The 20,925-nt window shown below is 77.4% G+C and carries 22 protein-coding genes; 11 read left to right on the top strand and 11 right to left on the bottom strand.

The window, feature by feature from the left end; all coding sequences use genetic code 11:
• Positions 1-12 precede the first annotated feature (12 nt).
• From ACI78R_RS09735 to ACI78R_RS09720, 4 genes are read left to right on the top strand one after another with little or no spacing between them, the layout of a single operon-like run.
• Positions 13-954, top strand: a complete 942-nt coding sequence (locus tag ACI78R_RS09735; protein WP_457040553.1) for an NAD(P)H-binding protein — start codon at positions 13-15, stop codon at positions 952-954.
• On the top strand, positions 951-1,727 hold the full coding sequence (locus ACI78R_RS09730; RefSeq protein WP_457040552.1) for a CPBP family intramembrane glutamic endopeptidase: 777 nt from the start codon (positions 951-953) through the stop codon (positions 1,725-1,727). The genes ACI78R_RS09735 and ACI78R_RS09730 overlap by 4 nt, the downstream gene beginning before the upstream one ends.
• 42 nt (positions 1,728-1,769) lie before the next feature.
• A complete protein-coding gene (locus tag ACI78R_RS09725) occupies positions 1,770-2,255 on the top strand; it encodes a MarR family transcriptional regulator (protein ID WP_073419928.1) in 486 nt (161 codons plus the stop codon).
• Positions 2,252-2,887, top strand: a complete 636-nt coding sequence (locus ACI78R_RS09720) for a maleylpyruvate isomerase family mycothiol-dependent enzyme (protein WP_457040551.1) — start codon at positions 2,252-2,254, stop codon at positions 2,885-2,887. Before ACI78R_RS09725 ends, ACI78R_RS09720 begins: the two co-directional genes overlap by 4 nt.
• Before the next feature lie 38 nt (positions 2,888-2,925).
• On the opposite strand, the gene ACI78R_RS09715 is transcribed toward ACI78R_RS09720, so the two are convergent.
• Complete coding sequence (locus ACI78R_RS09715) at positions 2,926-3,723, bottom strand: MerR family transcriptional regulator (RefSeq protein WP_457040550.1); 798 nt, start codon at positions 3,721-3,723, stop codon at positions 2,926-2,928.
• A gap of 78 nt (positions 3,724-3,801) precedes the next feature.
• Here ACI78R_RS09715 and ACI78R_RS09710 point away from each other — a divergent pair, with 78 nt between their 5' ends.
• Positions 3,802-4,155 carry a nuclear transport factor 2 family protein gene (locus tag ACI78R_RS09710; protein ID WP_457040549.1) on the top strand — a complete coding sequence of 118 codons (354 nt, stop codon included), beginning with the start codon at positions 3,802-3,804 and terminating at the stop codon, positions 4,153-4,155.
• Positions 4,156-4,172: 17 nt separating this feature from the next.
• Here the strand turns inward: ACI78R_RS09710 and ACI78R_RS09705 are convergent, their stop codons facing one another.
• Positions 4,173-4,823 (bottom strand): GntR family transcriptional regulator, encoded by a 651-nt coding sequence (locus ACI78R_RS09705; RefSeq protein ID WP_073419924.1) that lies wholly within the window; start codon positions 4,821-4,823, stop codon positions 4,173-4,175.
• 144 nt (positions 4,824-4,967) lie between these two features.
• Between ACI78R_RS09705 and ACI78R_RS09700 the strand changes: the two genes are divergently transcribed.
• Complete coding sequence (locus ACI78R_RS09700) at positions 4,968-5,714, top strand: alpha/beta fold hydrolase (protein ID WP_457040548.1); 747 nt, start codon at positions 4,968-4,970, stop codon at positions 5,712-5,714.
• Between the two features lie 64 nt (positions 5,715-5,778).
• On the opposite strand, the gene ACI78R_RS09695 is transcribed toward ACI78R_RS09700, so the two are convergent.
• Genes ACI78R_RS09695 through ACI78R_RS09685 form a run of 3 tightly spaced genes read right to left on the bottom strand, consistent with a single transcriptional unit; the run spans position 5,779 to position 10,405 of the window.
• Positions 5,779-6,753 (bottom strand): NAD-dependent epimerase/dehydratase family protein, encoded by a 975-nt coding sequence (locus ACI78R_RS09695; RefSeq protein WP_457040547.1) that lies wholly within the window; start codon positions 6,751-6,753, stop codon positions 5,779-5,781.
• Positions 6,750-9,383 (bottom strand): alpha/beta fold hydrolase, encoded by a 2,634-nt coding sequence (locus ACI78R_RS09690; RefSeq protein WP_457040546.1) that lies wholly within the window; start codon positions 9,381-9,383, stop codon positions 6,750-6,752. Before ACI78R_RS09690 ends, ACI78R_RS09695 begins: the two co-directional genes overlap by 4 nt.
• Positions 9,380-10,405 (bottom strand): 3-oxoacyl-ACP synthase III, encoded by a 1,026-nt coding sequence (locus tag ACI78R_RS09685; RefSeq protein WP_457040545.1) that lies wholly within the window; start codon positions 10,403-10,405, stop codon positions 9,380-9,382. Before ACI78R_RS09685 ends, ACI78R_RS09690 begins: the two co-directional genes overlap by 4 nt.
• A 147-nt stretch (positions 10,406-10,552) precedes the next feature.
• Here ACI78R_RS09685 and ACI78R_RS09680 point away from each other — a divergent pair, with 147 nt between their 5' ends.
• The gene (locus ACI78R_RS09680) at positions 10,553-11,461 is read left to right on the top strand and encodes an NAD-dependent epimerase/dehydratase family protein (RefSeq protein ID WP_073419920.1); all 909 of its coding nucleotides are present in this window, start codon (positions 10,553-10,555) and stop codon (positions 11,459-11,461) included.
• Between the two features lie 7 nt (positions 11,462-11,468).
• Here the strand turns inward: ACI78R_RS09680 and ACI78R_RS09675 are convergent, their stop codons facing one another.
• The 5 genes from ACI78R_RS09675 to ACI78R_RS09655 form a co-directional block, all read right to left on the bottom strand.
• Positions 11,469-11,801 carry a hypothetical protein gene (locus ACI78R_RS09675; protein WP_457040544.1) on the bottom strand — a complete coding sequence of 111 codons (333 nt, stop codon included), beginning with the start codon at positions 11,799-11,801 and terminating at the stop codon, positions 11,469-11,471.
• A 1-nt stretch (position 11,802) separates the two neighbouring features.
• Positions 11,803-12,645 (bottom strand): hypothetical protein, encoded by an 843-nt coding sequence (locus ACI78R_RS09670; protein WP_457040543.1) that lies wholly within the window; start codon positions 12,643-12,645, stop codon positions 11,803-11,805.
• 415 nt (positions 12,646-13,060) lie between these two features.
• Positions 13,061-13,417: a hypothetical protein gene (locus ACI78R_RS09665; protein ID WP_073419917.1), complete on the bottom strand. Its 357-nt coding sequence runs from the start codon at positions 13,415-13,417 to the stop codon at positions 13,061-13,063.
• Between the two features lie 43 nt (positions 13,418-13,460).
• The gene (locus ACI78R_RS09660; RefSeq protein ID WP_083628510.1) at positions 13,461-14,360 is read right to left on the bottom strand and encodes a helix-turn-helix transcriptional regulator; all 900 of its coding nucleotides are present in this window, start codon (positions 14,358-14,360) and stop codon (positions 13,461-13,463) included.
• 130 nt (positions 14,361-14,490) lie between these two features.
• On the bottom strand, positions 14,491-15,012 hold the full coding sequence (locus ACI78R_RS09655; RefSeq protein WP_073419916.1) for a single-stranded DNA-binding protein: 522 nt from the start codon (positions 15,010-15,012) through the stop codon (positions 14,491-14,493).
• Positions 15,013-15,177: 165 nt separating this feature from the next.
• Between ACI78R_RS09655 and recD2 the strand changes: the two genes are divergently transcribed.
• From recD2 to ACI78R_RS09635, 4 genes are all read left to right on the top strand, one after another.
• Positions 15,178-17,445, top strand: a complete 2,268-nt coding sequence (recD2, locus tag ACI78R_RS09650) for an SF1B family DNA helicase RecD2 (RefSeq protein ID WP_457040542.1) — start codon at positions 15,178-15,180, stop codon at positions 17,443-17,445.
• Between the two features lie 112 nt (positions 17,446-17,557).
• The gene (locus ACI78R_RS09645) at positions 17,558-19,027 is read left to right on the top strand and encodes a hypothetical protein (RefSeq protein WP_457040541.1); all 1,470 of its coding nucleotides are present in this window, start codon (positions 17,558-17,560) and stop codon (positions 19,025-19,027) included.
• Positions 19,024-20,088 (top strand): PD-(D/E)XK nuclease family protein, encoded by a 1,065-nt coding sequence (locus ACI78R_RS09640; protein WP_457040540.1) that lies wholly within the window; start codon positions 19,024-19,026, stop codon positions 20,086-20,088. Before ACI78R_RS09645 ends, ACI78R_RS09640 begins: the two co-directional genes overlap by 4 nt.
• Positions 20,085-20,345: a hypothetical protein gene (locus ACI78R_RS09635; RefSeq protein WP_457040539.1), complete on the top strand. Its 261-nt coding sequence runs from the start codon at positions 20,085-20,087 to the stop codon at positions 20,343-20,345. Before ACI78R_RS09640 ends, ACI78R_RS09635 begins: the two co-directional genes overlap by 4 nt.
• A gap of 10 nt (positions 20,346-20,355) precedes the next feature.
• Here ACI78R_RS09635 and ACI78R_RS09630 read toward each other — a convergent pair whose 3' ends face one another.
• Positions 20,356-20,901, bottom strand: coding sequence for a hypothetical protein (locus tag ACI78R_RS09630; RefSeq protein WP_336026785.1), 546 nt, complete (start codon positions 20,899-20,901; stop codon positions 20,356-20,358).
• Positions 20,902-20,925: the final 24 nt, after the last annotated feature.

Raw genomic sequence — 20,925 nt, 5'->3', positions numbered from 1 at the left:
AAGGCTGGGGGCGTGAGAGTCCTGGTCACCGGTGCGTCGGGGTTCGTGGGCGGCCGGCTGGCCACCGCGCTGGAGGAGGCGGGCCACGAGGTCCGGGGGATGACCCGCCGGCCGGAGCGCTACGACGGGGCCGGCACGCCCGTCGCGGGCGACGTGGGCGACGAGGCGTCGCTGCGCGAGGCGCTCGAGGGCTGCGGGGCCGCCTACTACCTCGTGCACTCCCTCGGCGACGAGGACTTCGAGCGCAAGGACGCCGACGCGGCGAGGGCCTTCGCCCGCGCCGCCGCCGCGGCCGGGGTGCGCCGGATCGTCTACCTCGGCGGGCTGGGCCGCGACGGCGACCGGCTCTCGCGGCACCTGCGCAGCCGCCGCGAGGTCGAGCGGCTGCTGGGGGAGACCGGGGTGCCGGTGACCGTGCTGCGCGCCGGGATCGTCGTCGGGCACGGCGGGGTGTCGTGGGAGATGACCCGCCAGCTGGTGGCGCACCTGCCGGCGATGGTCACCCCGCGCTGGGTGAACACGCGGACGCAGCCGATCGCCGTCGCCGACGTCGTGCGGTACCTCGTCGGCGTCCTCGAGGCGCCGGAGGCCGAGGGGCGGGTGTTCGAGGTCGGCGGCCCCGAGGTGCTCACCTACCTGCAGATGCTCACCCGCGTGGCCGACATCCAGAACCGGCACCTGTTCGTCGTCCCCGTGCCGTTGCTCAGCCCGCAGCTGTCCTCCCGCTGGCTGTCCCTCGTCACCGACGTCGACATCACCACCGGCCGCTCGCTCATCGACTCGATGACCAACGAGGTCGTCGTCACCGACGACGCGATCCGCCGGGTGGTCCCCTTCGACCCGGTGGACTACGACCAGATGGTGCTCACCGCCCTCCTGGAACGCGCCCGCGAACGCCGGCGAGCGGCCGGTGAGCGGCGCGGCGGGTGGCTCGCCCGGGGAGCGCGGCGGTGACCCGGGGGCGGGCCGCCCGCGCGCTGGAGGCCCGGGTCCGCCGGGTCGCCGGGCCGCTGCTGCGCAGCGTGCCCCGAGACCACTGGGAGACCGACGCGGCGTTCCGGCGCCGCCGGCGGGTCACCGGTGTCGTCGCGGTGGCCGGGGCATCGCTACTGGGGGTGTCCCTGTCGACGCCGCCGGGCTCGCCCCGCTTCTACGGGCTGACCCTCGGCGTGGCCGGCACCTGGGTGGCCGGGGGACTGGCCTCCGGCCCGCTGCACCTGGGGCGGATGTTCGGCCCCGGCGACCGGCTGCAGCGGCCGCTGCTCACCCCGATCGTCTCGGGCGTCGGCGCCTTCGGCGCGTTCTACGCCGCGGCGCTGGTGGCCCGCCGGATCCCGGTGCTGGAGCGAGCGATCGGCTCGGTGCTGCGCTACGCCGACCAGGGCTCGGCGCCGCTGGTCGCCGCCACGACGCTCGCCAACGGGGTGGCCGAGGAGGTGTTCTTCCGCGGCGCGCTGTACGCGGCGGCGGGGACGCAGCGGCCGGTGGTGGTGTCGACGGCGGTGTACGGCCTGGCCACCGTGGCTACCCGCAACCCGGCGCTGGTGCTCGCCAGCCTGCCGATGGGGCTGATGTTCGGCATCCAGCGCAAGATGACCGGCGGCATCCAGGCGCCGGTGCTCACCCACGTGGTCTGGTCGAGCCTGATGCTGCGGTTCCTGCCGCCGCTGTTCGCCGACCGCCTCGAGGTCGAGGAGCACCGGGCGCCGGAGCAGTCGGGGAGCTGACCGGCTGGTGCCCCCGCACCCTGACATGACATCGTTGGTGTCATGTCGCGGGGAGAGGCGGTCTACGAGGTCCTGCGCCGGGCGCGCCCGCTGGTGCTCGACTCGGCCCGCGTGGTCGAGGCGCGGGTCCGCGACCGGGGCTGGACCGTCGGGTCCCGGGCCGTGGTCGAGGTCCTCGCCGAGAGCGGGCCCGCGACCGTCCCGCAGGTGGCCCGCGCGCTGTCCCTGGCGCGCCAGAACGTGCAGCGCCACGTCGACGACCTCCTCCGGCTCGGCCACGCGCGCCGCAGCGCGAACCCCGGGCACCGGCGGTCGGTGCTGGTCGAGCTCACCGGGGACGGACGGCGGGCGTTCGAGGACCTGCGGGCCGGGGAGCTGGCCGACCTCGGCCGCCTGGCCCCTGGCTGCTCCGCCGCCGACCTGGCGACCGCCGCCGCGGTCCTGGCCGCGCTCGGGCGCGACGTCCGCGCCCGGGCGGCATCGGCAGAGGGGGAGACCGAGCGGGACACCGAGGGGGTCCGGCCGTGAACCGCGACGACGTGCACGCCCGCACGGCCCGCAACCGGCGGCGGCTGGCCGACGTGCTCGAGGGCCTCGGGCCCGCGCAGTGGGAGGCCGGGACCCTCTGCGAGGGCTGGACGGTCCGGGTCCTCGCCGGGCACCTGCTGCAGCCGATGCTGGTCGGCTTCGGCCGCTTCCTCCTCGCCTCGCTCCGCCACCGCGGCGACACCGCCGCGACCGTCGACTCCCTCGCCCGGCGGCTGGCCCGGCCCGGGCCCGCCGAGCTCGTCGCGCTCCTGCGCCGGCACGCCGGCGACCGCGTCGACCCGCCCCGGGTGGGTCCGATGGGGCCCTTCGCCGAGACCTGCGTGCACCTGAGGGACCTAGCCCGCCCCCTCGGGCTGGACGCCGACGTCCCGCGCGAGGACTGGGTGCTGCTGCTGGACCACCTCGTGTCGCCGGGCGTCGCGCCGGGGCTGACGACGCCGGCCCGCGCCGGCGGCCTCACCCTCCGCGCCACCGACACCGGGTGGCGGCACGGGACCGGGCCCGCGGTGAGCGGGACGGTGGAGGCCCTCGCGATGGCCCTCACCGGCCGCCGCGCCGCGCTCGTCGACCTCGACGGCCCGGGGCGCGAGGTGCTGGCCCGGCGGCTGTGAGCCGGAGTCGACCCCCGGCCGACCGGGGCCGCCGGGGGTCAGCGCGCGGCCATCGGGAAGACCGGCCAGCCGATCTCGGTGCGCCAGGCCGAGGGGTCGTCGGTGTCCCGCGGGCCCACCGGGTAGCTCTCCCGCACCGGGCCGGCCACCGCGAGCCCGTTCGCGACCACCCAGGCGCCCAGCTCGCCGTAGGTGACGTCGATGTCGTCGTGCGGGCCGGCGTGGGTGGTCACCGCGAGCTCCACCGCCGGCAGCGTCACCGGGTGCACCCGCCCGCCGGACGCGGGGCCCGCCGTCCGCCGGTACACGAGCACGTGCCCGCGGCCGGTCTCGAACAGGGCGTTGTCGTAGAGCCCGCCCGGCGGCCCCTCCGGCTCGGCGACGACCGCGTCGAGCTCTGCCATGGCCCCCGCGTACCAGGCGAGGACGCCGTCGAGGTCCACGACGCCCGCGACCGCGGCCACCGGCGTCGCCGGCACCGCCCGCAGCCGCACCTGCAGCGGGGGCGGGTCGGGGTGCAGCAGGCGGCGCAGCGACGCCACGGCCTCCCGGGTGGCGGCCAGCTGGTCCTCCAGCCGCCGCAGGTGGCCGGCCACGAGCTCGGCGCGGTCGCCCGGGTCGGGGGAGCGCACGATGCGGGCGACGTCGGGCAGCGGGACGTCGAGCTCGCGCAGGCGGTGGATCACCTGGGCGGTCGGGATCTGGTCGGCGCTGTAGTACCGGTAGCCGCTCGCCGGGTCGACGGTCGCGGGCTCGAGCAGGCCCGCGTCGTGGTACCGGCGCAGCGTGCGCACGCTCAGGTGGGTCAGCCGGGAGAACTCGCCGATCGCCAGCACGGGCGCACTCTGCACCCTCCCCTGGGGAGAGGGTCCAGCGGTGGACCCTCCCGGACGGGGACGGCGCACGGTGGCGGCATGAGCGCACCGACCGTCATCGACCCCGCCGAGCTCCCCGCCCCCGTCCGCGGCTACCTCGCCGCGCACACCGCCCGCGACGTCGACACCGCCCTCGCGGCCTTCACCCCCGACGCCGTCGTCACCGACGAGGGCCACACCCACCGCGGCACCGAGGAGGTCCGCCGGTGGTTGGCCGAGGCCGGCACCGCCTTCACGTTCACGACCGAGCTGGTCGGCGCCCGGCGCGTCGACGCGACGCGGTGGATCGCCGTCCAGCGGCTGGAGGGCGACTTCCCCGGCGGCGTCGCCGAGCTGCAGTACCGGTTCACGATGGCCGGCGACCTCGTCGCCGAGCTCGTGATCGCCCCCTGAGACACGGGCGCCGGGCGTCACGGCTCCTCGCTCGGCAGGCTGTGCCAGGTGTCGTAGGCGACGCCGGCGGCACCCTCGGCGTCGCCGGCGTCGCACAGCCGGATCAGCTCGTCGTGCCGGGTGACCGACGTCCGGCCGCGCAGCGAGCCGAAGCGCAGCCGCTCCGCGCGCCGGACGGTGGGCGTGAACTGCTCGAGCACCGTGGCGAGCGCGCGGTTGCCGCAGACGCGCACCGGCACGCCGTGCAGCTCGTCGTCGACGCGGAGGGCCGTCTCGACGTCGCCGGCCGCCACGGCCTCGGCGAACCGCCGGTTGGCGTCCCGCATGGCGGCCAGGTCCGCCTCGCCGAGGACCGGCACGGCCTCGCGGACGGCGACCTCGTGCATCGCCGCCACGACGTCACGGGCGTCGCGTACGTCCCGGGCGCAGAGCGTGCTGACCACCGTGGACCGCCCCGGCCGGGCGGAGACCAACCCCCCGTGCGCGAGGCGCAGCAGTGCCTCGCGCACGGGGGTCCGGCTCACGCCCAGCCAGGCCGCGAGCTCGAGGTCCCGCAGCTGCTCGCCGGGGGCGAAGGTGCCGTCGACGATCGCGTCGCGCAGGCGGCGGTAGACGTCGTCGCGCAGGAGGCTGCGGTCGACGCCGGGGGACGTCGGGGGGATCGGCACGGGTGGACCTCGTCTCGGTGCGGGCGGCGACCAGGGAAGGCTTCCCCGGACCGCTACTGATGTGCAATATATCGCATACCGGGGGCGTTCGAGGGACATCCGGGCGGACCGACCGGCCCGCCCGCTGAAGGAGAGGGAGATCCGATGACCGAGAGCACGCAGCAGGACCGCACCGACGCCGGGCCCACGGTGGTGCTGGTGCACGGGGCCTTCGCCGACTCGTCGAGCTGGAACGGCGTCGTCGCCCGGCTCCTCCGCGACGGCCACCCGGTGGTGGCGATGGCCAACCCGCTCCGCAGCCTGTCCGGCGACGCCGACCTCCTGCGCGACCTCCTCGACGGGCTGGACGGGCCGATCGTCCTGGCCGGCCACTCCTACGGCGGCAGCGTGATCAGCGAGGCGGCCGAGGGGCACCCGCGGGTCCGGGCGCTGGTCTACGTCGCCAGCTTCCTGCTCGAGGAGGGCGAGAGCACCGGCGAGCTGGCCGGCCGCTTCCCGGGCAACGAGCTCGGCGGGGCGCTGCGGCCGGTGCCCGTGCGCGGGCCCGGCGGGCAGCCCGTCGACGACCTCTACATCGAGCAGGAGCGGTTCGGGCCGGTCTTCGCCGCCGACGTGCCGGCCGACGCCGCCGCCCTGATGGCCGTCACCCAGCGGCCGATCATCGGTGACGCCCTGGCCGACAAGGCGACGCGGGCGGCCTGGCGGACCATCCCGTCCTGGACCCTCGTCACCCGCCAGGACCTGGCGGTGCCGGCCGAGGCCCAGCGGTTCATGGCGGAGCGGGCCGGGTCGCACGTCGTCGAGGTCGACGCGTCCCACGCCGTGACCGTGTCGCAGCCGGACGTCGTCGCCGAGCTCATCGAGGAGGCCGTGCGGGCCACCGCCGGCTGACGGCGGCCCGGCCGTCAGGCCGCCCCGGCGGCTCGGCCCTCAGGCCGCCCCGGCGGCTCGGCCGTCAGGCCGCCCCGGCGGCGTACCAGGCGGCCAGGCGGGCGAAGCCTTCCTCCAGGCGCACCCGCGGGGCCCAGCCCAGGGCCTCGCGGGTGCGGCGCTGGTCGAACCAGTGCGCGGTGGCCAGCTGCTCGGCGAGGAAGCGGGTCACCGGCGGCGTCGAGCGGCGGCCGGTGACCGCCCAGGCCCCCTCGACGACGGCGCCGGCGAGCCAGGCCGCCCGGAACGGGACCCGCCGCCGCGGGCCGGGCGCGCCCGCCGCGCGGCACAGCCGGTCGATCACCTCGCCGACCGGGCGCGGCTCGCCGTTGGACACGACCAGCGCCTCGCCGTGCACCGGCCCGCACGCGTCGACCGCGGCGACGAGCGCGGCCGCGGCGTTGTCGACGTAGGTGGTGTCGACCAGCGCCGCGCCGGACCCGATCGTCGGCAGCCGGCCGGCGCGGGCGCGCGCGACGATCCGCCCGACGAGCTGGGTGTCGCCCGGGCCCCACACGAGGTGCGGCCGCACGGCGAGGACGGCCAGGGACGCCGAGTCCGCGGCCAGCGCGTCGAGCTCGGCGACGGCCTTGGTCCGCGAGTAGTGCCCGCGGGCGTGCGCCGGGTCGGCCGGCTCGGCGCCGACCCCGGCCAGCGCCGCGCCGGCGTGGGCGACCGACGGCGAGGAGACGTGCACCAGGCGGCCGACGCCCTGCCCGCGGCAGGCGTCGACGACCGCGCGGGTGCCCGCGACGTTGGCCCGCTCGTACTCGGCCCGGGGGCCGGTGACGTCGACCTTCGCCGCCAGGTGCACGACGGCGTCCTGCCCACGGGCGGCCCGCGCGACGGCGTCCGGGTCGGCGACGTCGCCCAGCACCTCCGCGCAGGGCAGCCCCGCGGGCCGGCGCTGCAGCACGGTGACGTCGTCCCCGCGGGCGAGCAGCGCCTCCGCCGTCGCCCGCCCGAGCATGCCGCTGGCCCCGGTGACCAGGACCCTCACGAGCGGCGCCCGCCCGGCCGCCCGGCGAGGAACCGGGCCGCCCGCGCGGCCACCTGCCGGCGGTCGACCTTGGACTGGTGACGGATGTCGACGGGCAGCCGGGCAGCGGTGAGCACCGCCGCCACCTCCACGCCGGCCGCGGCCCGGACGGCGTCGGCCAGGTCCGGTCCGGCGACCCGCAGGCGCCGCGACCGGCCCCCGCCGCCCTCCGGGACGACGACCACGACGACGACCTGCCCGCCGGCGGGACCGACGCCGACGGCCGCGGCGGCCGCCACGCCGGGCACCCGCTCGGCCCGCTGCTCGATCCCGACGGGCGTGACGGGCCCGGCGGCGGTGGTCACCACGTGCGGCAGCCGGCCCTCGATCCAGAGCCGCCCCTCGGCGTCGAGGTGCCCGACGTCGCCGGTGCGGTGCCAGCCGGGCGGGCGGGAGGCCGCGCGGTCGGTGGCCCAGAGGGCGTCGTAGCGGTCCCGCACGTGGGCGGCGCGCACGCACACCTCCCCGGTCACCCCGGGTGCGCCGGTCAGGTCGCCGTCGGCCACGCCGTCCGCGCGGAGCGGGCTGATCCGCACGTCCACCCCGGCCAGTGCACGGCCCACGCAGACGCCCTCGCCCTCCCCGGCGGCGGCCACCTCGGCGGCCGAGACGTCGGTGACCGGCAGGGCCTCGGTCATGCCGTAGGGCGTGTGGGCCTCCGCCGAGGGCAGGACGTCGCGCAGCGCCTCGAGCAGGGTGGCGGGCACGGGCGCGCCGGCCGACATGAGCAGCCGGACGCCGCCGAGCGCCGTCCGCTGCCCGGCGGTCAGGTCGGCGGCGGTGGCCACGACCCGGCGCAGCGCGGCGGGGGAGGCGAACACGACCGTGGCGCCGACCGCGGCGACCGCCTCCGCCAGGTCGCGCGCGGTGAGGGAGCCGGGCGCGGTGATGTCGATGTCCGGCACCGCGGTGCCGATGCCCAGCGCCGGGCCGAGCAGCGCGAAGGGCGCGAACGCGGCGACCAGCCGGTCCTCCGGGGTGAGCCGGTAGGTGCCGCGCACCAGCGCGAGCTGCGCGGCGGCCTGGCGCCTGGTGTAGACGACGCCCTTGGCCGGGCCGGTGGCGCCGGAGGTGAACAGCACCGCGCAGTCGGCGTCGCCGGGCGGGACCACCGGGGCCGGGGCACCGCGGCCGGCGTCCTCGACCTCCGCCAGCGTGCGGACGGCGCCGAGCGCCCGCCGGGGGAGCGCGGGCACCGAGCCGGTGGCGATGCGGGAGGCGGGCAGGCCCATGAGGCGGGCGGCGGCGAGCCCCGCGGTGCTGCAGACGACGTGGTCGACCGCGGCGCTGCGCAGCGCCCGCCGCATGCCGCGCAGGCCCAGGCCCTTGTCGGCGACGACGATGACCGCGCCCGCCCGCCACACGGCGTAGACCGCGGCCGTGAGATCGGCGGACGGCTCGACGAGCAGGCCCACCCGCTGACCGGGTCGGACGCCGGACGCGGCGAGTCCCGCGGCGAGGTGCTCGACCCGCCGGTGCAGTTGCGCCCAGCTCACCGTCTCCCCGCCGACCTCCACGACGGCGGGGGACTCGTCGCCGGCCCGCTCCGTCAGCGACGCCCAGAGCGGGGGCGGGTCGTCGTCGGGGGCCGCGGGCTCCGGCGTCGGGGCCGGCTCGGCGGTGCCGGAGCCGGGGAGCTCGGTGACCCACTGCGCGATGGCGTCGGCGTACTGCGGGGCGTCCTCGGGGAGCAGGTGCGAGGCGCCCTCGTAGCGGTGCAGCGCGGCGTGCGGCAGCCGCTCGCGCAGGTCGGCCAGGTACCGCTCGCCGAACACCGGGTCGCGGGGCCCCCACAGCAGCAGCGCCGGCACGTCGAGCGTGCGGACGCCCTCCGCGATCGCCTCCTGCACCGGCCGCGAGGGGTGGCCGGGGGAGAAGGGGATGTCGGCGACGAAGTCACCGACCGAGCGCCGGCGCGCCGCCGTGGCGTAGGGGGCGGCGAACGCGTCGCGCACCGCCCGCGGCAGCGGCGGGCGGGAGAGCGCCGTCGTCGCCCGGACGAAGACCGGGGTGCCGACGGTGACGGCCGTGCGGACGCCGGGGGCGTCGGCGGCGCGGATGAGGACCGGGCCCCAGTCGCCCTCGGGCATGGCGACGGCGGTGTTGCACAGCACGACGCCGCGCAGGTCCGCCCGGTGCGCGAGCGCCCAGCCGAGCGAGATGACGCCGCCCCAGTCGTGCCCCACGGTGACGACGGGGCCGGTGACGCCCAGCGCCGCGGTCAGGTCGCCGAGGTCGGCGACCCGCTGCTCCAGCGTGCGGGGCGCGTCCAGCCGCTGCGACCAGCCCATGCCGAGGTGGTCGGGGGCGACCACCCGCCACCCGGGCGGCGCGGCGGCGACCAGCCGGCGCCACAGGTAGGACCACGTGGGGTTGCCGTGGACGCACAGCAGCGTGCCGACGGGGTCGGCGACGCCGTTGTCGAGGACGTGCCACTCGTGCCGCGCGCCGGTGGAGTCGGCGACGGTCACGGTGCGCGACCACGCCGGGTCCAGGCCGGGGAACGCGGGTAGCGCCGGGATGCGGGCCGCCGTGCCGGCGCCCGTCCCCGTGCCCGGAGCCGTCCCGGTGTCCGTCCGGGTGGCGGTCACCAGGCGATCTCGAGGCAGGACACGTTCAGGCCCGAGCCGACGCCCATGAGCAGCACCCGGTCGCCGTCGGCGAGGGTGTCCTGCTGGCCGGCGAGGGTGAACGGGACCGACGCCGGCCCCAGGTTGCCGCGGGTCGGGAACGTCGTCGGCACCAGCGCGGGGTCGATGGAGAACCGGTCGCACATCGCCTTGGTGTGCACCTTGGACACCTGGTGGACGATGTACCGGTCCATGCCGCCGGCCCAGTCGAACTCCTCGGCGGCGTCGGCCCACATGTCCTCGGACAGCGCGAGGCCCGCGTCGAGGAGCCCCTTGAGGTCGGTGCGCATCATCTCGTTGTCGCCGACGCACAGCTCGTGGTGCTCGGAGCCCGACCGGCTCACCGACCCGACGAGGCGGTGGCCCTCCGGGTGCAGGTCGGAGCGGCCCAGCAGCATCGCGACCGCGCCCGACCCGAGGGTCAGTGTGGCGAACTGCGCCAGCACGTCCTTGGACACCGTCTCGGGCTGGTTGAGCTGGTCGATGGTGCGCTCCTGGACGATCCGGGAGTCCTCGCCGTTGACGACCAGCGCGTGGTCGACCATGCCCGACTCGATCATCGCGGCGGCCAGCTCCATGCCGTTGACGAAGCCGAGGCAGGCGTTGGTCACGTCGAAGTTCTGGCACGACCGCGGCAGGCCGAGCTCGTGGTGCACCGCCACCGCGGTCGAGGGCTCGAGGTAGCGGCGGCTGACCGAGGTGTTGATCATCACGCCGATGCGCGCGGGGTCGACCCCGCTCTCGCTGATCGCCTTGGCCCCCGCGGTGGCGGCGCCGTTGACGAACGTCGTCCCCTCGGCCCACCACCGGCGCTCCCGGATGCCGGCGAGCCGCTCGAGCAGGCCGGTGCGCAGGCCCACCCGCTGGTAGGTCTCGCGCAGCCGCTCGTCGATCTCGTCGGAGGTGACGACCTGGGACGCGTCCGCCGTCTCGATGGACAGCACGGACGTGTTGGTGAAGCGGTGTGTCGTGTTGCCCGTCATGTGCGCCGTACCCAGCTCTGAGTCGGGCCGACGCTCCACTGGCCGCCCGGTTCCGGTCGCCCTACCCCCGAACCTCCCCGCCCTACCCATCCGTGACCGGCGGCACCTCCCGGGGCGGGGCCGGGGAGCCGCTGGCAGGGTGGGGGCATGGCCGCCTCCCCTCCCGTCGTCGTGGTGACCGGTGCGAACGGACTGGTGGGCGCCGCGGTGTGCCGGGCGCTCGTCGCGCGCTCGGCGCAGGTGCGCGCCGTCGTCCGCCGGGCCGGCAGCGCGCCCGCGCTCGACGGCGTGACCGAGCACGTCGGCCAGTTCGCCGAGGACGCCTTCGCCCGCGAGGTCACCGCCGGCGCCGACGCGGTGGTGACGACGGTCCACCCGATGGGCTCGCCGCGGGAGGCCCAGCTCCGGGTGGCCGTCGAGGAGACCCCGGCCCTCGCCCGCGCCGCGCGCGACGCCGGCGTCGCCCGGTTCGTGCACCTGTCCACGGCCGGGGTGTACGACCGCTCGCCCGGCGTCGGGGACATCGCCGAGGACGGCCCGCTCCTGCCCGAGGGCAGCGGCGCCTACCCCGACACCAAGAACGCCGCCGACGCCGCGCTCGCGGAGATCGGCGGGCTCACGACGGTGCTGGTCCGCCCGCCGGCCGTCCTCGGCGCCGGGGAGACGTCGGTGTGGAACACGCTGCGCCCGCGCGCGGTCGCCGACGGGGACCGCCGCACCAACCCGGCGCAGACCTGGGCCTGGGTGCACGTCGACGACCTGGCCGCCTTCGTGGCCGACGTCGCCACCGGCGCGGTCGCCACCGCCGACGACCCCGAGCAGGGGCCCGTGCCCGGCCGCGCGACCCCGGTGAACGTGGCCGGGGAGCCGGCGACCTGGCGGGACTACCTCGGCACGGTCACCGGCGCGCTGGGCGTCGAGCCGGAGTGGACCGACGAGCCGGTGTGGACCGGCCGGCTGCTGACCGACCGCGCGCGGCGCTGGGGCTGGGCTCCGCGGGTGTCCCTCGCCGAGGCGCTGGGGGAGCTGCGGGAGGGCCTCGCCCCGCGCGGCTGACCCGCCGTCAGAGCTGCAGGACCCGCGCGGCGGAGAGGTAGGCCGCCGCGACCGCCTCCCGGTCGGACAGGTCGCCGGGGTCGTCGCCGGCCGCACGCGCGAGGGCGCGCACCGCCGCGCCCGGGTCCGGGTCGGCGAGCGCCGCGCACAGCCCCTCGACGACGGCCGCGGTGTCGGCGTCGTCCAGGTCGTCGAGCACGAGCCCGTCGTGCAGCAGCCCGGCCGCCTCGGCGAACACCTCGCGCGCCGCGTCCGCGTCGACGTCGGGCCGCTCCCGGGCGACCGCCTCCGCGGCGGCGCGGAAGCGGGCGAGCAGCAGGTCGCGCGTCAGGTCGGGCACGTCACCGGCCGTCCCTGCGACGGCTGCGGTCCGCCCGGTCCCTGCGGTCCCGGTCCCGGTCGGTGCGGGCGGACTCGCGGTCCTGCCGCGCCGCGACGCGGTCCCGCTCGGCCGCGAGCCGGTCGGCGGCGTCGGCCTCCCGGTCGGCGGCGGCCCGTGCGCGGTCGTCGTCGGCCCACGCCCGGTGGCTCGCGTCGACCTCGCGGTCGATGGCGTCCTGCTCGTCGTCCTCCGGCGCCCCGGCGGCCCGCTCCGCCCAACGCACCCGCCCGGCCGTGCGCTCGTCTGCGGAGGCCTGCCGCTGCTCGGCGGCGGCGGCCCGCTCCCGCGCCTGCCGGTCCCGCTCGTCCGCTGCGTCGTCGCGCTGGTGGGCCGCCTGGTCGCGGTACAGCGCCGCCGCGTCCCGCCGGCGGGCGGCCTGCTCGCCGCGCCGCGCCGCGTCGTCCAGGGCGCGTCCGGCCGAGGCGCGCCGGCCCTCGGCGTCGGCCACCTCCGCGGCGGCCACCTCCGCGGCGGCCAAGGCGGCCTCCGACCGCCACCGGGCGGCCCGCAGCCGCTCGTGCTCGACGGCATGCAGCGCCGCGGCGGCCTCGCTGAGCAGTCCCAGCGCATCCTCCAGGCGCCCCTCGTGGAGCGCCCGCTCGGCCAGGGTCAGGTGCGTGGCCGCGACGCCGCTCTCGGTGCCGGCCACCGCCTCGGCGTCGCGGCCCAGTCGGCGCCGGAGGTGGTCGACGCGGCGGCGCAGGCGCTCGGAGGTCTGCTCGGCCCGGCGGCGTTGCGCCTGACGGAGGGTCTCCCCGGCCGGCGCACGACCGTCGGCGTCCTGCTCACCGGTCCGGTCCATGCGCCGAGCGTCCCGCCGCCGGGACCGGGGGACAAGAGCCGGCGGTCGGCCATGTCGCGGTAGCCGGCGGGGACGCCGTCGAGGTCGGTCGTGACGTCGGAGACCCGGCCCGGCTCGATGGTGCCGTCCAGGACGTCGGGCAGCGGCTCTTCGACGTAGGCGCGCGTCGGGGCGGGGCCGCCGGCCAGCCGCACGTCGTGTCGCCCGGCCCGCCCGCCGAGCCCTCCCGCCGGCGCGACGTCGAGCTGCCCGCCTCGGTGCAGTGGCTGCTGGACTCGATGACGACGTCGGCCGCGTTCGTCCGCGACTGCCGCCTGGACGCTGGCGAGCCTGGCGGCGACCCGCTCCCGCCCGGCCGAGCCTCTCGACCGGCCGAGCTGACCCGCAGGTCTCCTGCGGCACCGGCCGCGCGGGGCTACCGGCGCGCGGACGCGGCGGCGAAGGGGCTGAGGACGTCCCGGTCCTCGCCCGTCGTCCCGACCACGATCGGCAGGACCGACCGGTACGCCTCCGGGAACACGAGCACGACGACGGTGGGTGCCTCCAGGCCGGCCGCGACCGAGTCGAGTGGCAACTCGTCGAGGTGCCGGCGGGCCGCGTCGTCGTCGCCCCACACCTCGATGCCGAGCACCCGCGACCCGGACGGCCAGGTGCGGCGGTGCAGGCACGGGCCCTCGCGCAGCAGGCGGACCGGCGGCAGCAGCCGCTGGAGGCGGGCGAGCTCCTCGGGACCGGCGTCGGTCCAGCACAGGTGGATGACCAGCAGCGACATGACGTCCTCCCCGGGAGCGCCTCCGGCGTCGACGGTCGGGACGTTAGGGACGACCGGGCACGGGCGTCTGTACGCACTTCTCCCCGGGCGCCGGGGTCCCGTGGGTGTGGTCCGCCGGGCGCGGGGAGGGGATGCGCGGGCGCGGGCGGCGCTCCCCGGCCCGCGGTACGAGCCCGGTGGGCGGAGCGAGCAGTCCCGCGTCACGGGCGCGCTGGACCGCCATGAGCCGGTCCCGGACGCCGAGCTTCCGGTACAGGTGCTCCAGGTGTTTGTGCACCGTGCGCGGCGAGGTGCGCAAGCGGTGGCCGATCGCCTGCGCGGTGAGGCCCGCACCCAGGAGCCGGAGGACGGCGAGTTCCCGCTCGGTCAGGCCGAGGTCCCGGGCGCGCCCGGACTGCTCGTCCGGCACGCCGTGCAGCACCCGGTGCTGGGCCAGCAGGCAGGCGAGCGCGGGGAGGACCAGGCCGGCCAGCTCGACGTCGGCGTCGCCGAAGTCGTCCTCGGGGCGGCTGACCACGTAGGCCTCGATCCCTTCGCCCACCCGCAGCGGCAGCGAGAGCTGGTGCGTGATCCCGAAGGAACGGGCGAACCCGGCCCACTCGGCCGTCATCCCGGCCGGCGCCACCTCGCGGGGGACGCGGCCGAGCACCTGTGGCGCGGAGCGGCGCGTCACCGCGTACCAGCGGATCAGCGGGTGGGTCGTGGCGTCGGGGAGGACGTCGAGCGCCGGCACCTCCGGCAGGTAGTCGTCCGGCCAGCCGCCCACGACGTGGTCGACCCAGCGGGAGTCGACCGCGTTGAGCGAGCAGCAGGCCGCGTCGAAGGACTCGCGCAGCAGGTCCGCCACCTGCGCGTGGGGGAACTCCCGCGCCAGGGTCTGGCCCTGCAGGAGCTCGCCGACGAGAGCGAGCCAGGCGGCGTGGCATGTCGTGGTGCGCGACACCTTGCTGAGCGTATTGCGACCGTCGCCGATGGTGCAGGGACCTTGGACACCGTCAGCCCGCCGCCCCGGAGCGGTCCGGGGCCACCGCGCGACGCCGTGGCCCCGGACCGGATCGCCGTCAGTGCCGCCGTCAGAAGGGCGGCTCCTCGTCGCGGCCGCCACCGACGGCGGCCGTCGCCCACGGGTCGGCCGGGGCGTCCTGCCCCGCGCCGCCGGCGCCGCTCCGGCTCCCGGAGCCGTTCGCGGAGCCATTCGCGGCGCCGTTCGCGGAGCCGAAGCCGCCGGAGCGGGAGACCTTCGCGACCGTCGCGGTCGCGTAGCGGAGCGAGGCGCCGATCTCGTCGACGTCCAGCTCGACGACGGTGCGCTTCTCGCCCTCCTTCGTCTCGAAGGAGCGCTGCTTGAGGCGGCCCTGCGCCACCACGCGCGACCCCCGCGTCAGCGACTCCGCGACGTTCTCCGCCGCCTCCCGCCACACGCTGCAGCGCAGGAACAGCGACTCGCCGTCCTTCCACTCCTGGGTCTGGCGGTCCAGCGTGCGCGGCGTGGACGCGATGGTGAAGGTGGCAACCGCAGCGCCCGAGGGCGTCCAGCGCAGCTCGGGCTCGCTGGTCAGGTTGCCGATGACGGTGATGACAGTGTCGCCGGCCATGATCCGGTCCTCCGTGTTGTCGGTGCATCGCTCAGGTGAGCACCCGGAGGCTAGGGAGACCCGCCGACAGTTCCGGCTCGCGGCGGCCGGCAACGCGGACTGTCCCCGCCCGCTGGGACGCTCGGTCGTCGGAGGACGGACGACGCGCGAGCGGGGGGACGGCAAGTGGGGGAGACGCGGGCGGGCCAGGTCCTGGAGGCCACCCTGGAGCGGATCACCTACGCGAACCCGCAGACCGGCTACACGGTGGCCCGCGTGGACACCGGCCGCGGCGGCGACCTGGTCACCGTCGTCGGCCCGCTGCTCGGCGCGCAGCCGGGGGAGACGCTGCGCCTGCGCGGGCGCTGGGGCGCCCACCCGCAGCACGGCCGGCAGTTCCACGTCGAGGACCACACGACCGTGCTGCCGGCGACGGTGCAGGGGATCCGCCGCTACCTCGGCTCGGGCCTGGTCCCGGGCATCGGCCCGCGCCTGGCCGAGCGGATCGTCGACCACCTCGGCGCCGACGCGCTGCGGGTGATCGAGGAGGAGCCGGGGCGGCTGACCGAGGTCCCGGGCCTGGGTCCGCACCGGGCCGGCCGGATCACCGCCGCCTGGGCGGAGCAGCGCGCCGTCAAGGAGGTGGTGCTCCTGCTGCAGGAGCTGGGCGTGTCGACCTCGCTGGCCGTCCGCGTCCACCGCGAGTACGGCGACGCCTCCGTCCGCGTCGTCCGGACCCAGCCCTACCGCCTGGCCGCGGAGGTGTGGGGCATCGGCTTCCGGACGGCCGACACCGTCGCCGCCGCCGTCGGCATCCCGCACGACAGCACCGAGCGGGTCGAGGCCGGCCTGCGGCACGTGCTGTCCGAGGCGACCGGGCAGGGCCACTGCTTCCTGCCCGAGGCCGACCTGGTGGCCCGCGCCGTCGAGCTGCTGGAGGTCCCGGCCCGGCTGGTCACCATCTGCCTCACCCTGCTGGTCGCCGACGCCGCCGTCGTCCGCGAGGAGTACCCGGCCGCCGACGGCGGGCCGCCCACGGTGGGCTACCACCTCGTCCCCCTGCACCGCGCGGAGGTGTCGCTGGCCGCGGGCGTGCGGAGGCTCATGGCCGCCGACGCCGACCGGCTGCCGGCCTTCGCGGACGCCGACTGGGACGACGCGACCTCCTGGCTGCAGCGGCACACCGGCATGGCGCTGGCGCCCGGCCAGCGCGAGGCCGTGCGCCTGGCGCTGACCGAGAAGGTCGCCGTCCTCACCGGCGGCCCGGGGTGCGGCAAGAGCAGCACGGTCCGCTCGATCGTCGCGCTGGCGGCGGCCGAGGGCGCCCGCGTCGTCCTGGCGGCGCCCACCGGCCGGGCGGCCCGGCGGCTCACCGAGCTGACCGGCACCCAGGCGGTCACCGTGCACCGGCTCCTGCAGCTGCGGCCCGGTGGCGACGCCGGCTTCGACCGCGACCGGCCGCTGGACGCCGACCTGGTCGTCGTCGACGAGGCCTCGATGCTGGACCTGCTGCTGGCCAACAAGCTGGTGCGGGCCGTGCCGCCGGGGGCGCACCTGCTGCTGGTCGGCGACGCCGACCAGCTGCCCTCGGTCGGCCCCGGCGAGGTGCTGCGCGACCTGCTCGCCGAGGGCTCGCCGGTGCCGTCGGTGCGCCTGACGCAGGTCTTCCGCCAGGCCAGCCGGTCGGGTGTGGTCGCCAACGCGCACCGGATCAACGCCGGCACCCCGCCGCAGGTGCAGGGCCACGACGACTTCTTCCTGTTCGCCACCGAGGACGCCGAGGAGACCGCGCGGCTCACCGTCGACGTCGTCGCCCGCCGCATCCCGGCCCGGTTCGGCCTCGACCCCCGCCGCGACGTGCAGGTGCTCACCCCCGTGCACGGCGGGCCCGCCGGCGCCGCCGCGCTCAACCAGCTGCTGCAGGAGGCGCTCACGCCGGCGCGTCCCGACGGCGCCGAGAAGCGCCACGGCGGGCGGGTGTTCCGCGTCGGCGACAAGGTCAGCCAGGTCCGCAACGACTACGACAAGGGCCGCACCGGCGTCTTCAACGGCACCCAGGGCGTCGTCACCGCCGTCGACCCGGCCGCGCAGGTGCTCACCGTGGTCACCGACGAGGACGAGACGATCCCCTACGGCTTCGCGGAGCTCGACGAGCTCGTGCACGCCTACGCCGTCACCGTGCACCGAGCGCAGGGCAGCGAGTACCCGTGCGTCGTCGTCCCGCTGACCACGGGCGCCTGGTCGATGCTGCAGCGCAACCTGCTCTACACCGCGGTCACCCGGGCGAAGCGGCTCGTCGTCCTCGTCGGCTCGCCGCGGGCGCTGGCCCAGGCCGTGCGCACCACGGGGTCCGGACGGCGGCACACCGGCCTCGCCGCCCGGCTCCGCGGCCGGCCGCCGCAGCGGGACGGTTACGCCGACGGCGAACACCGACACGCCGAGCCGGCCGCGTGACCTGCGCGTTCCCACCGAGCGGGTGAAGGGCTTGCGGAACGGCACCGGATGTGTCAGACCCCGCTCGTAGCGTCCGGGTCGACATCTTCCCCGTGTCGGCAAGGAGCACACCATGGCCATCTCCGGCCTCCCCACCCGCAAGCCCACCGGCCGCGTCCCGTGGCCGTGCGTCCTCCTCGAGGGCGAGGAGAAGGCGGGCAAGAGCTGGGCGCTGGCCCAGCTGAGCACCAGCGACCGGATCGGTCCGCTCTACTGGATCGACCTCAACGAGGGCGCCGGCGACGAGTACGGCGCCATCCCCGGCGCCCGCTACGAGCTCGTCGAGCACGACGGCTCGTACGCCCAGGTGCTGGCCGCCGTCCAGGCGGTCAAGGCCGAGGCGCGGCGCGCGGCCGACGCCGGCGAGAAGCCGGTCGTGCTCGGCATCGACACCGGCTCGGCCATCTGGGACGGGCTCAAGGACTGGGCGAGCGCGCGCGCCGCGCGGTCGTCCCGCAACCGCGAGCTGCTCAAGCGCGACCCCAACGCCGAGATCACCATCAGCCAGAACCTGTGGAACGACGCCGGCTCCCGCTGGCGCAAGCTGCAGACCGAGCTGCTGACCTTCCCTGGCATCGTCGTGGTGACCGCCCGCGGCAAGGAGGTCACCGAGGTCGACGCCAACGGCCGTCCCATCGAGGGCCAGAAGACCTGGTCGGTGCAGATGCACCGGGAGTTCCCTTACGCCGCCAGCGTGTGGGTGCGGCTGCGCCGGGGGCGCCGTCCGCTGATCGTCGGCGCGCGCAGCGTGCACGTGGGCATCAAGCCCAACGACGACCCGGCCCGCGAGGTGACCGACAAGAAGGCCGACGGGCGGCTGCTCGAGTGGCTGGTCTTCGACGCGCTCCGGTGCGACCCGGGCACCGCGCACGTGCGCGACCTCGTCGCCTTCCACGGCGGCGGGCTGCTCGAGCACGAGCGGGAGGACGAGGCGCGTACCGCCCGGGCGGAGCGCCGCACCGGCACCGGCGCCGAGCCGGACGTCGCCGCGCTGGTGTCCCGCATCGAGGACGCCGACGACGACGACGCCCTGCGCGACGTGTGGGGCGAGGCCAACCGGGCCGCGCTGCTCGGCGTCGAGGTCCCGACCGACGGCGGCTCCTACACCGTCGCCGAGCTGATCCAGGCGCGCCACGAGCAGTTCCTCGAGGCGTCGATGGCCAAGCACCCCGCCGGCCGCCGCCGGGCCGCCGCGCAGGCGCACACGACGCCGGCCCCGACCACGCCGGCCGCGGTGGTCGAGGCCGCCCGGGCCGCCGCCGCGGCGATGGCGCCGCGCACCGAGGAGGCCCCCGCGCCGGTCAACCCGCTGCTGGAGCCCTCGCCGACCCCGGACGAGCCGGGCGAGCGCCGGCTCACCGCCGCCCGCCGCGGCGTGCTCGCCAGCCTGGAGAGCCTGGGCGTCACCGACGGGCAGATCGCCGAGCGGTTCGGCCGGCCGGTCGAGCACGTGGCCACCAAGCGGCTGACCGCGCTGGTCCGCGACGTCATCGCCACCCAGCGCAGCGGCCAGTCGGTCGGGCAGCAGGAGATCCCCGCATGACGGCGGTGCTGCCCGCCCGCCCGAGCACGGCCGAGCGGCGGGCGGCCCCGAGCCTGGCGGCGGCGGTCCGCGACCTCGACCGCCGCCGGGCCCGGTCCCGCCAGCGGATGATCGGCGCCTCCGAGCTCGGCGAGTGCCGGCGCCGGGCGGCCTACCGGGTCGCCCGGCGCCGGCCCACCAACACCCGCACCGGCCTGCAGGCGTTCCTCGGCACCGAGCTGCACCGCGGGGTGCTCCGGGCGCTGCGCCGCCAGTACGGCGGGCTGACCGAGGTGGCGCTGCGCGGCGAGCAGGTCAAGGGCCGCTGCGACTGGTGGCACGCCCCGGTGGTCGAGGACCTCAAGACCACCTCCCGCTTCGGCTTCGAGCGGGTGCTCACCCGGGGCGTGCCCGCCAAGCACTGGTTCCAGGTCGCCGTCTACGCCTGGCTGCTGCGCACCGGCCAGACCGCCGACCGGCGGCTGGAGTCCGGCACCGCGCAGGACGTCGACGGGCTGCGCGTGCGGTACCTGTCCCGCGACTCCGGCGAGGACGTCGTCTTCGAGGCCGAGCACGACCCGACGCTCACCGCCGAGGCCATCGTGTGGCTCAGCGACGTCTACGCCACCGTCGAGGACGAGGGCGTCGACGCCGTCCCTCGCGACGGGTTCGGCCCCGGCGGGGACACCATGTGCGACTGGTGCCCGTTCCTCGACGCCTGCTGGGGCCCGCCGGTCGACCCGGACACCGAGGGCGAGGTGTCCCGCCAGTCCCGGCTCACGGTCACCGACCGCGACTACGTCGGGGCCGTGCACGACTACGACGCCTGGCGGGCGGCGGAGAACGAGGCCCGGCGGCACAAGGAGTACGCGCGCGAGCGGCTGCGGGGCCGGTCCGGTCCGGCCGACGACCTGCACTGCGAGTGGTCCGGGGGTGTCCTGCGCGAGCAGGTCGACAAGGACGCCGCCGTCGAGCGGCTGGCCGAGCTCGGCGAGGTCGTGCCCACGCGCCGGATCCGCAGCCCGCGGACCATCCGGGTCACCCGCGACCCCACCCGGCCGGAGCAGGAGGCGCGACCGTGACCACCGTCCCGACGAACTCCCTGGCCGCCGGCGAGGCGGTCCTCACCGGCGACGTCGACGGCACCGACTTCGGCCTGCCCCTGGTCCGGCCGTCCCGGAGCGGGCGCGAGGGCCGGGTGCGCGTCGTGCGGGCGCGCTGCCGGACCTCCGGCGGGGTCGTCGTCTGGTTCACCGACGGCACCAAGACCCCGCCGTTGCACGGCCGCACCGGCTGGGTGACGGCCGACCCAGGGGCCGGCACCCGCCTCGGCGCGTGACCGGGCGGGGTCAGGACGCCCCGCGGCGCTCCTGCCGGTCCTCCTCGGCCACGGAACGGTGGAGCTCCTCCGCCGCCTGGGCCTCCACGTCGAGCCCGTCGAGGGTCGCCTCGACCTCCTCCAGCCGCTCCCACCAGACGCGCACCGCGTCGAGGTCGGCCAGGTCCGCCGGCTCGAGGGCCAGCAGCCCCCGGATCGACACGTCGGCCGCCTGGAGGACGCCGGAGTCGTCGTCGGGCGAGCGGGCCCGCGAGGCCCAGAACACCTCCGCCCACAGCGAGGCGATGCCCGAGGCGCCGGCCGGCGGCACCTGGAGCGGGAACGCCCGGCGCCGGGCCCGGGCGACGGCGACCAGGCGCAGGGTGAGCAGCTGCCGCACCGGCCGCAGGAAACCCGGCGCCAGCGCCACGCGGTCCCGCGCCGAGCGGGCGGCCACGAGACGCTCGCCGGCCGCGGTCACCCGCTGACCCGCCCGCCGGGTGCGCTCCCACAGCTCGTACGCCGTCAGCTGCGCGGGATCGCCGGGCGGGTCCTCGGCGTCCGGCCCGTCGCTCACGCCCAGGGAGGGTAGAGCGTCCCG

This window comes from Geodermatophilus sp. SYSU D01106 (assembly GCF_054049995.1).
This window is presented reverse-complemented; position numbering and strand designations above follow the sequence as displayed.

Bases quoted from the DNA above. Each gene is read 5' to 3' on its own strand.
- ACI78R_RS09700 (WP_457040548.1), top strand. From the start codon at position 4,968: ATGACCGAGAGCACGCAGCAGGACCGCACCGACGCCGGGCCCACGGTG.
- ACI78R_RS09725 (WP_073419928.1), top strand. From the start codon at position 1,770: ATGTCGCGGGGAGAGGCGGTCTACGAGGTCCTGCGCCGGGCGCGCCCG.
- ACI78R_RS09710 (WP_457040549.1), top strand. From the start codon at position 3,802: ATGAGCGCACCGACCGTCATCGACCCCGCCGAGCTCCCCGCCCCCGTC.
- ACI78R_RS09645 (WP_457040541.1), top strand. From the start codon at position 17,558: ATGGCCATCTCCGGCCTCCCCACCCGCAAGCCCACCGGCCGCGTCCCG.
- ACI78R_RS09670 (WP_457040543.1), bottom strand. From the start codon at position 12,645: ATGGACCGGACCGGTGAGCAGGACGCCGACGGTCGTGCGCCGGCCGGG.
- ACI78R_RS09655 (WP_073419916.1), bottom strand. From the start codon at position 15,012: ATGGCCGGCGACACTGTCATCACCGTCATCGGCAACCTGACCAGCGAG.
- ACI78R_RS09685 (WP_457040545.1), bottom strand. From the start codon at position 10,405: ATGACGGGCAACACGACACACCGCTTCACCAACACGTCCGTGCTGTCC.
- ACI78R_RS09665 (WP_073419917.1), bottom strand. From the start codon at position 13,417: ATGTCGCTGCTGGTCATCCACCTGTGCTGGACCGACGCCGGTCCCGAG.
- ACI78R_RS09680 (WP_073419920.1), top strand. From the start codon at position 10,553: ATGGCCGCCTCCCCTCCCGTCGTCGTGGTGACCGGTGCGAACGGACTG.
- ACI78R_RS09640 (WP_457040540.1), top strand. From the start codon at position 19,024: ATGACGGCGGTGCTGCCCGCCCGCCCGAGCACGGCCGAGCGGCGGGCG.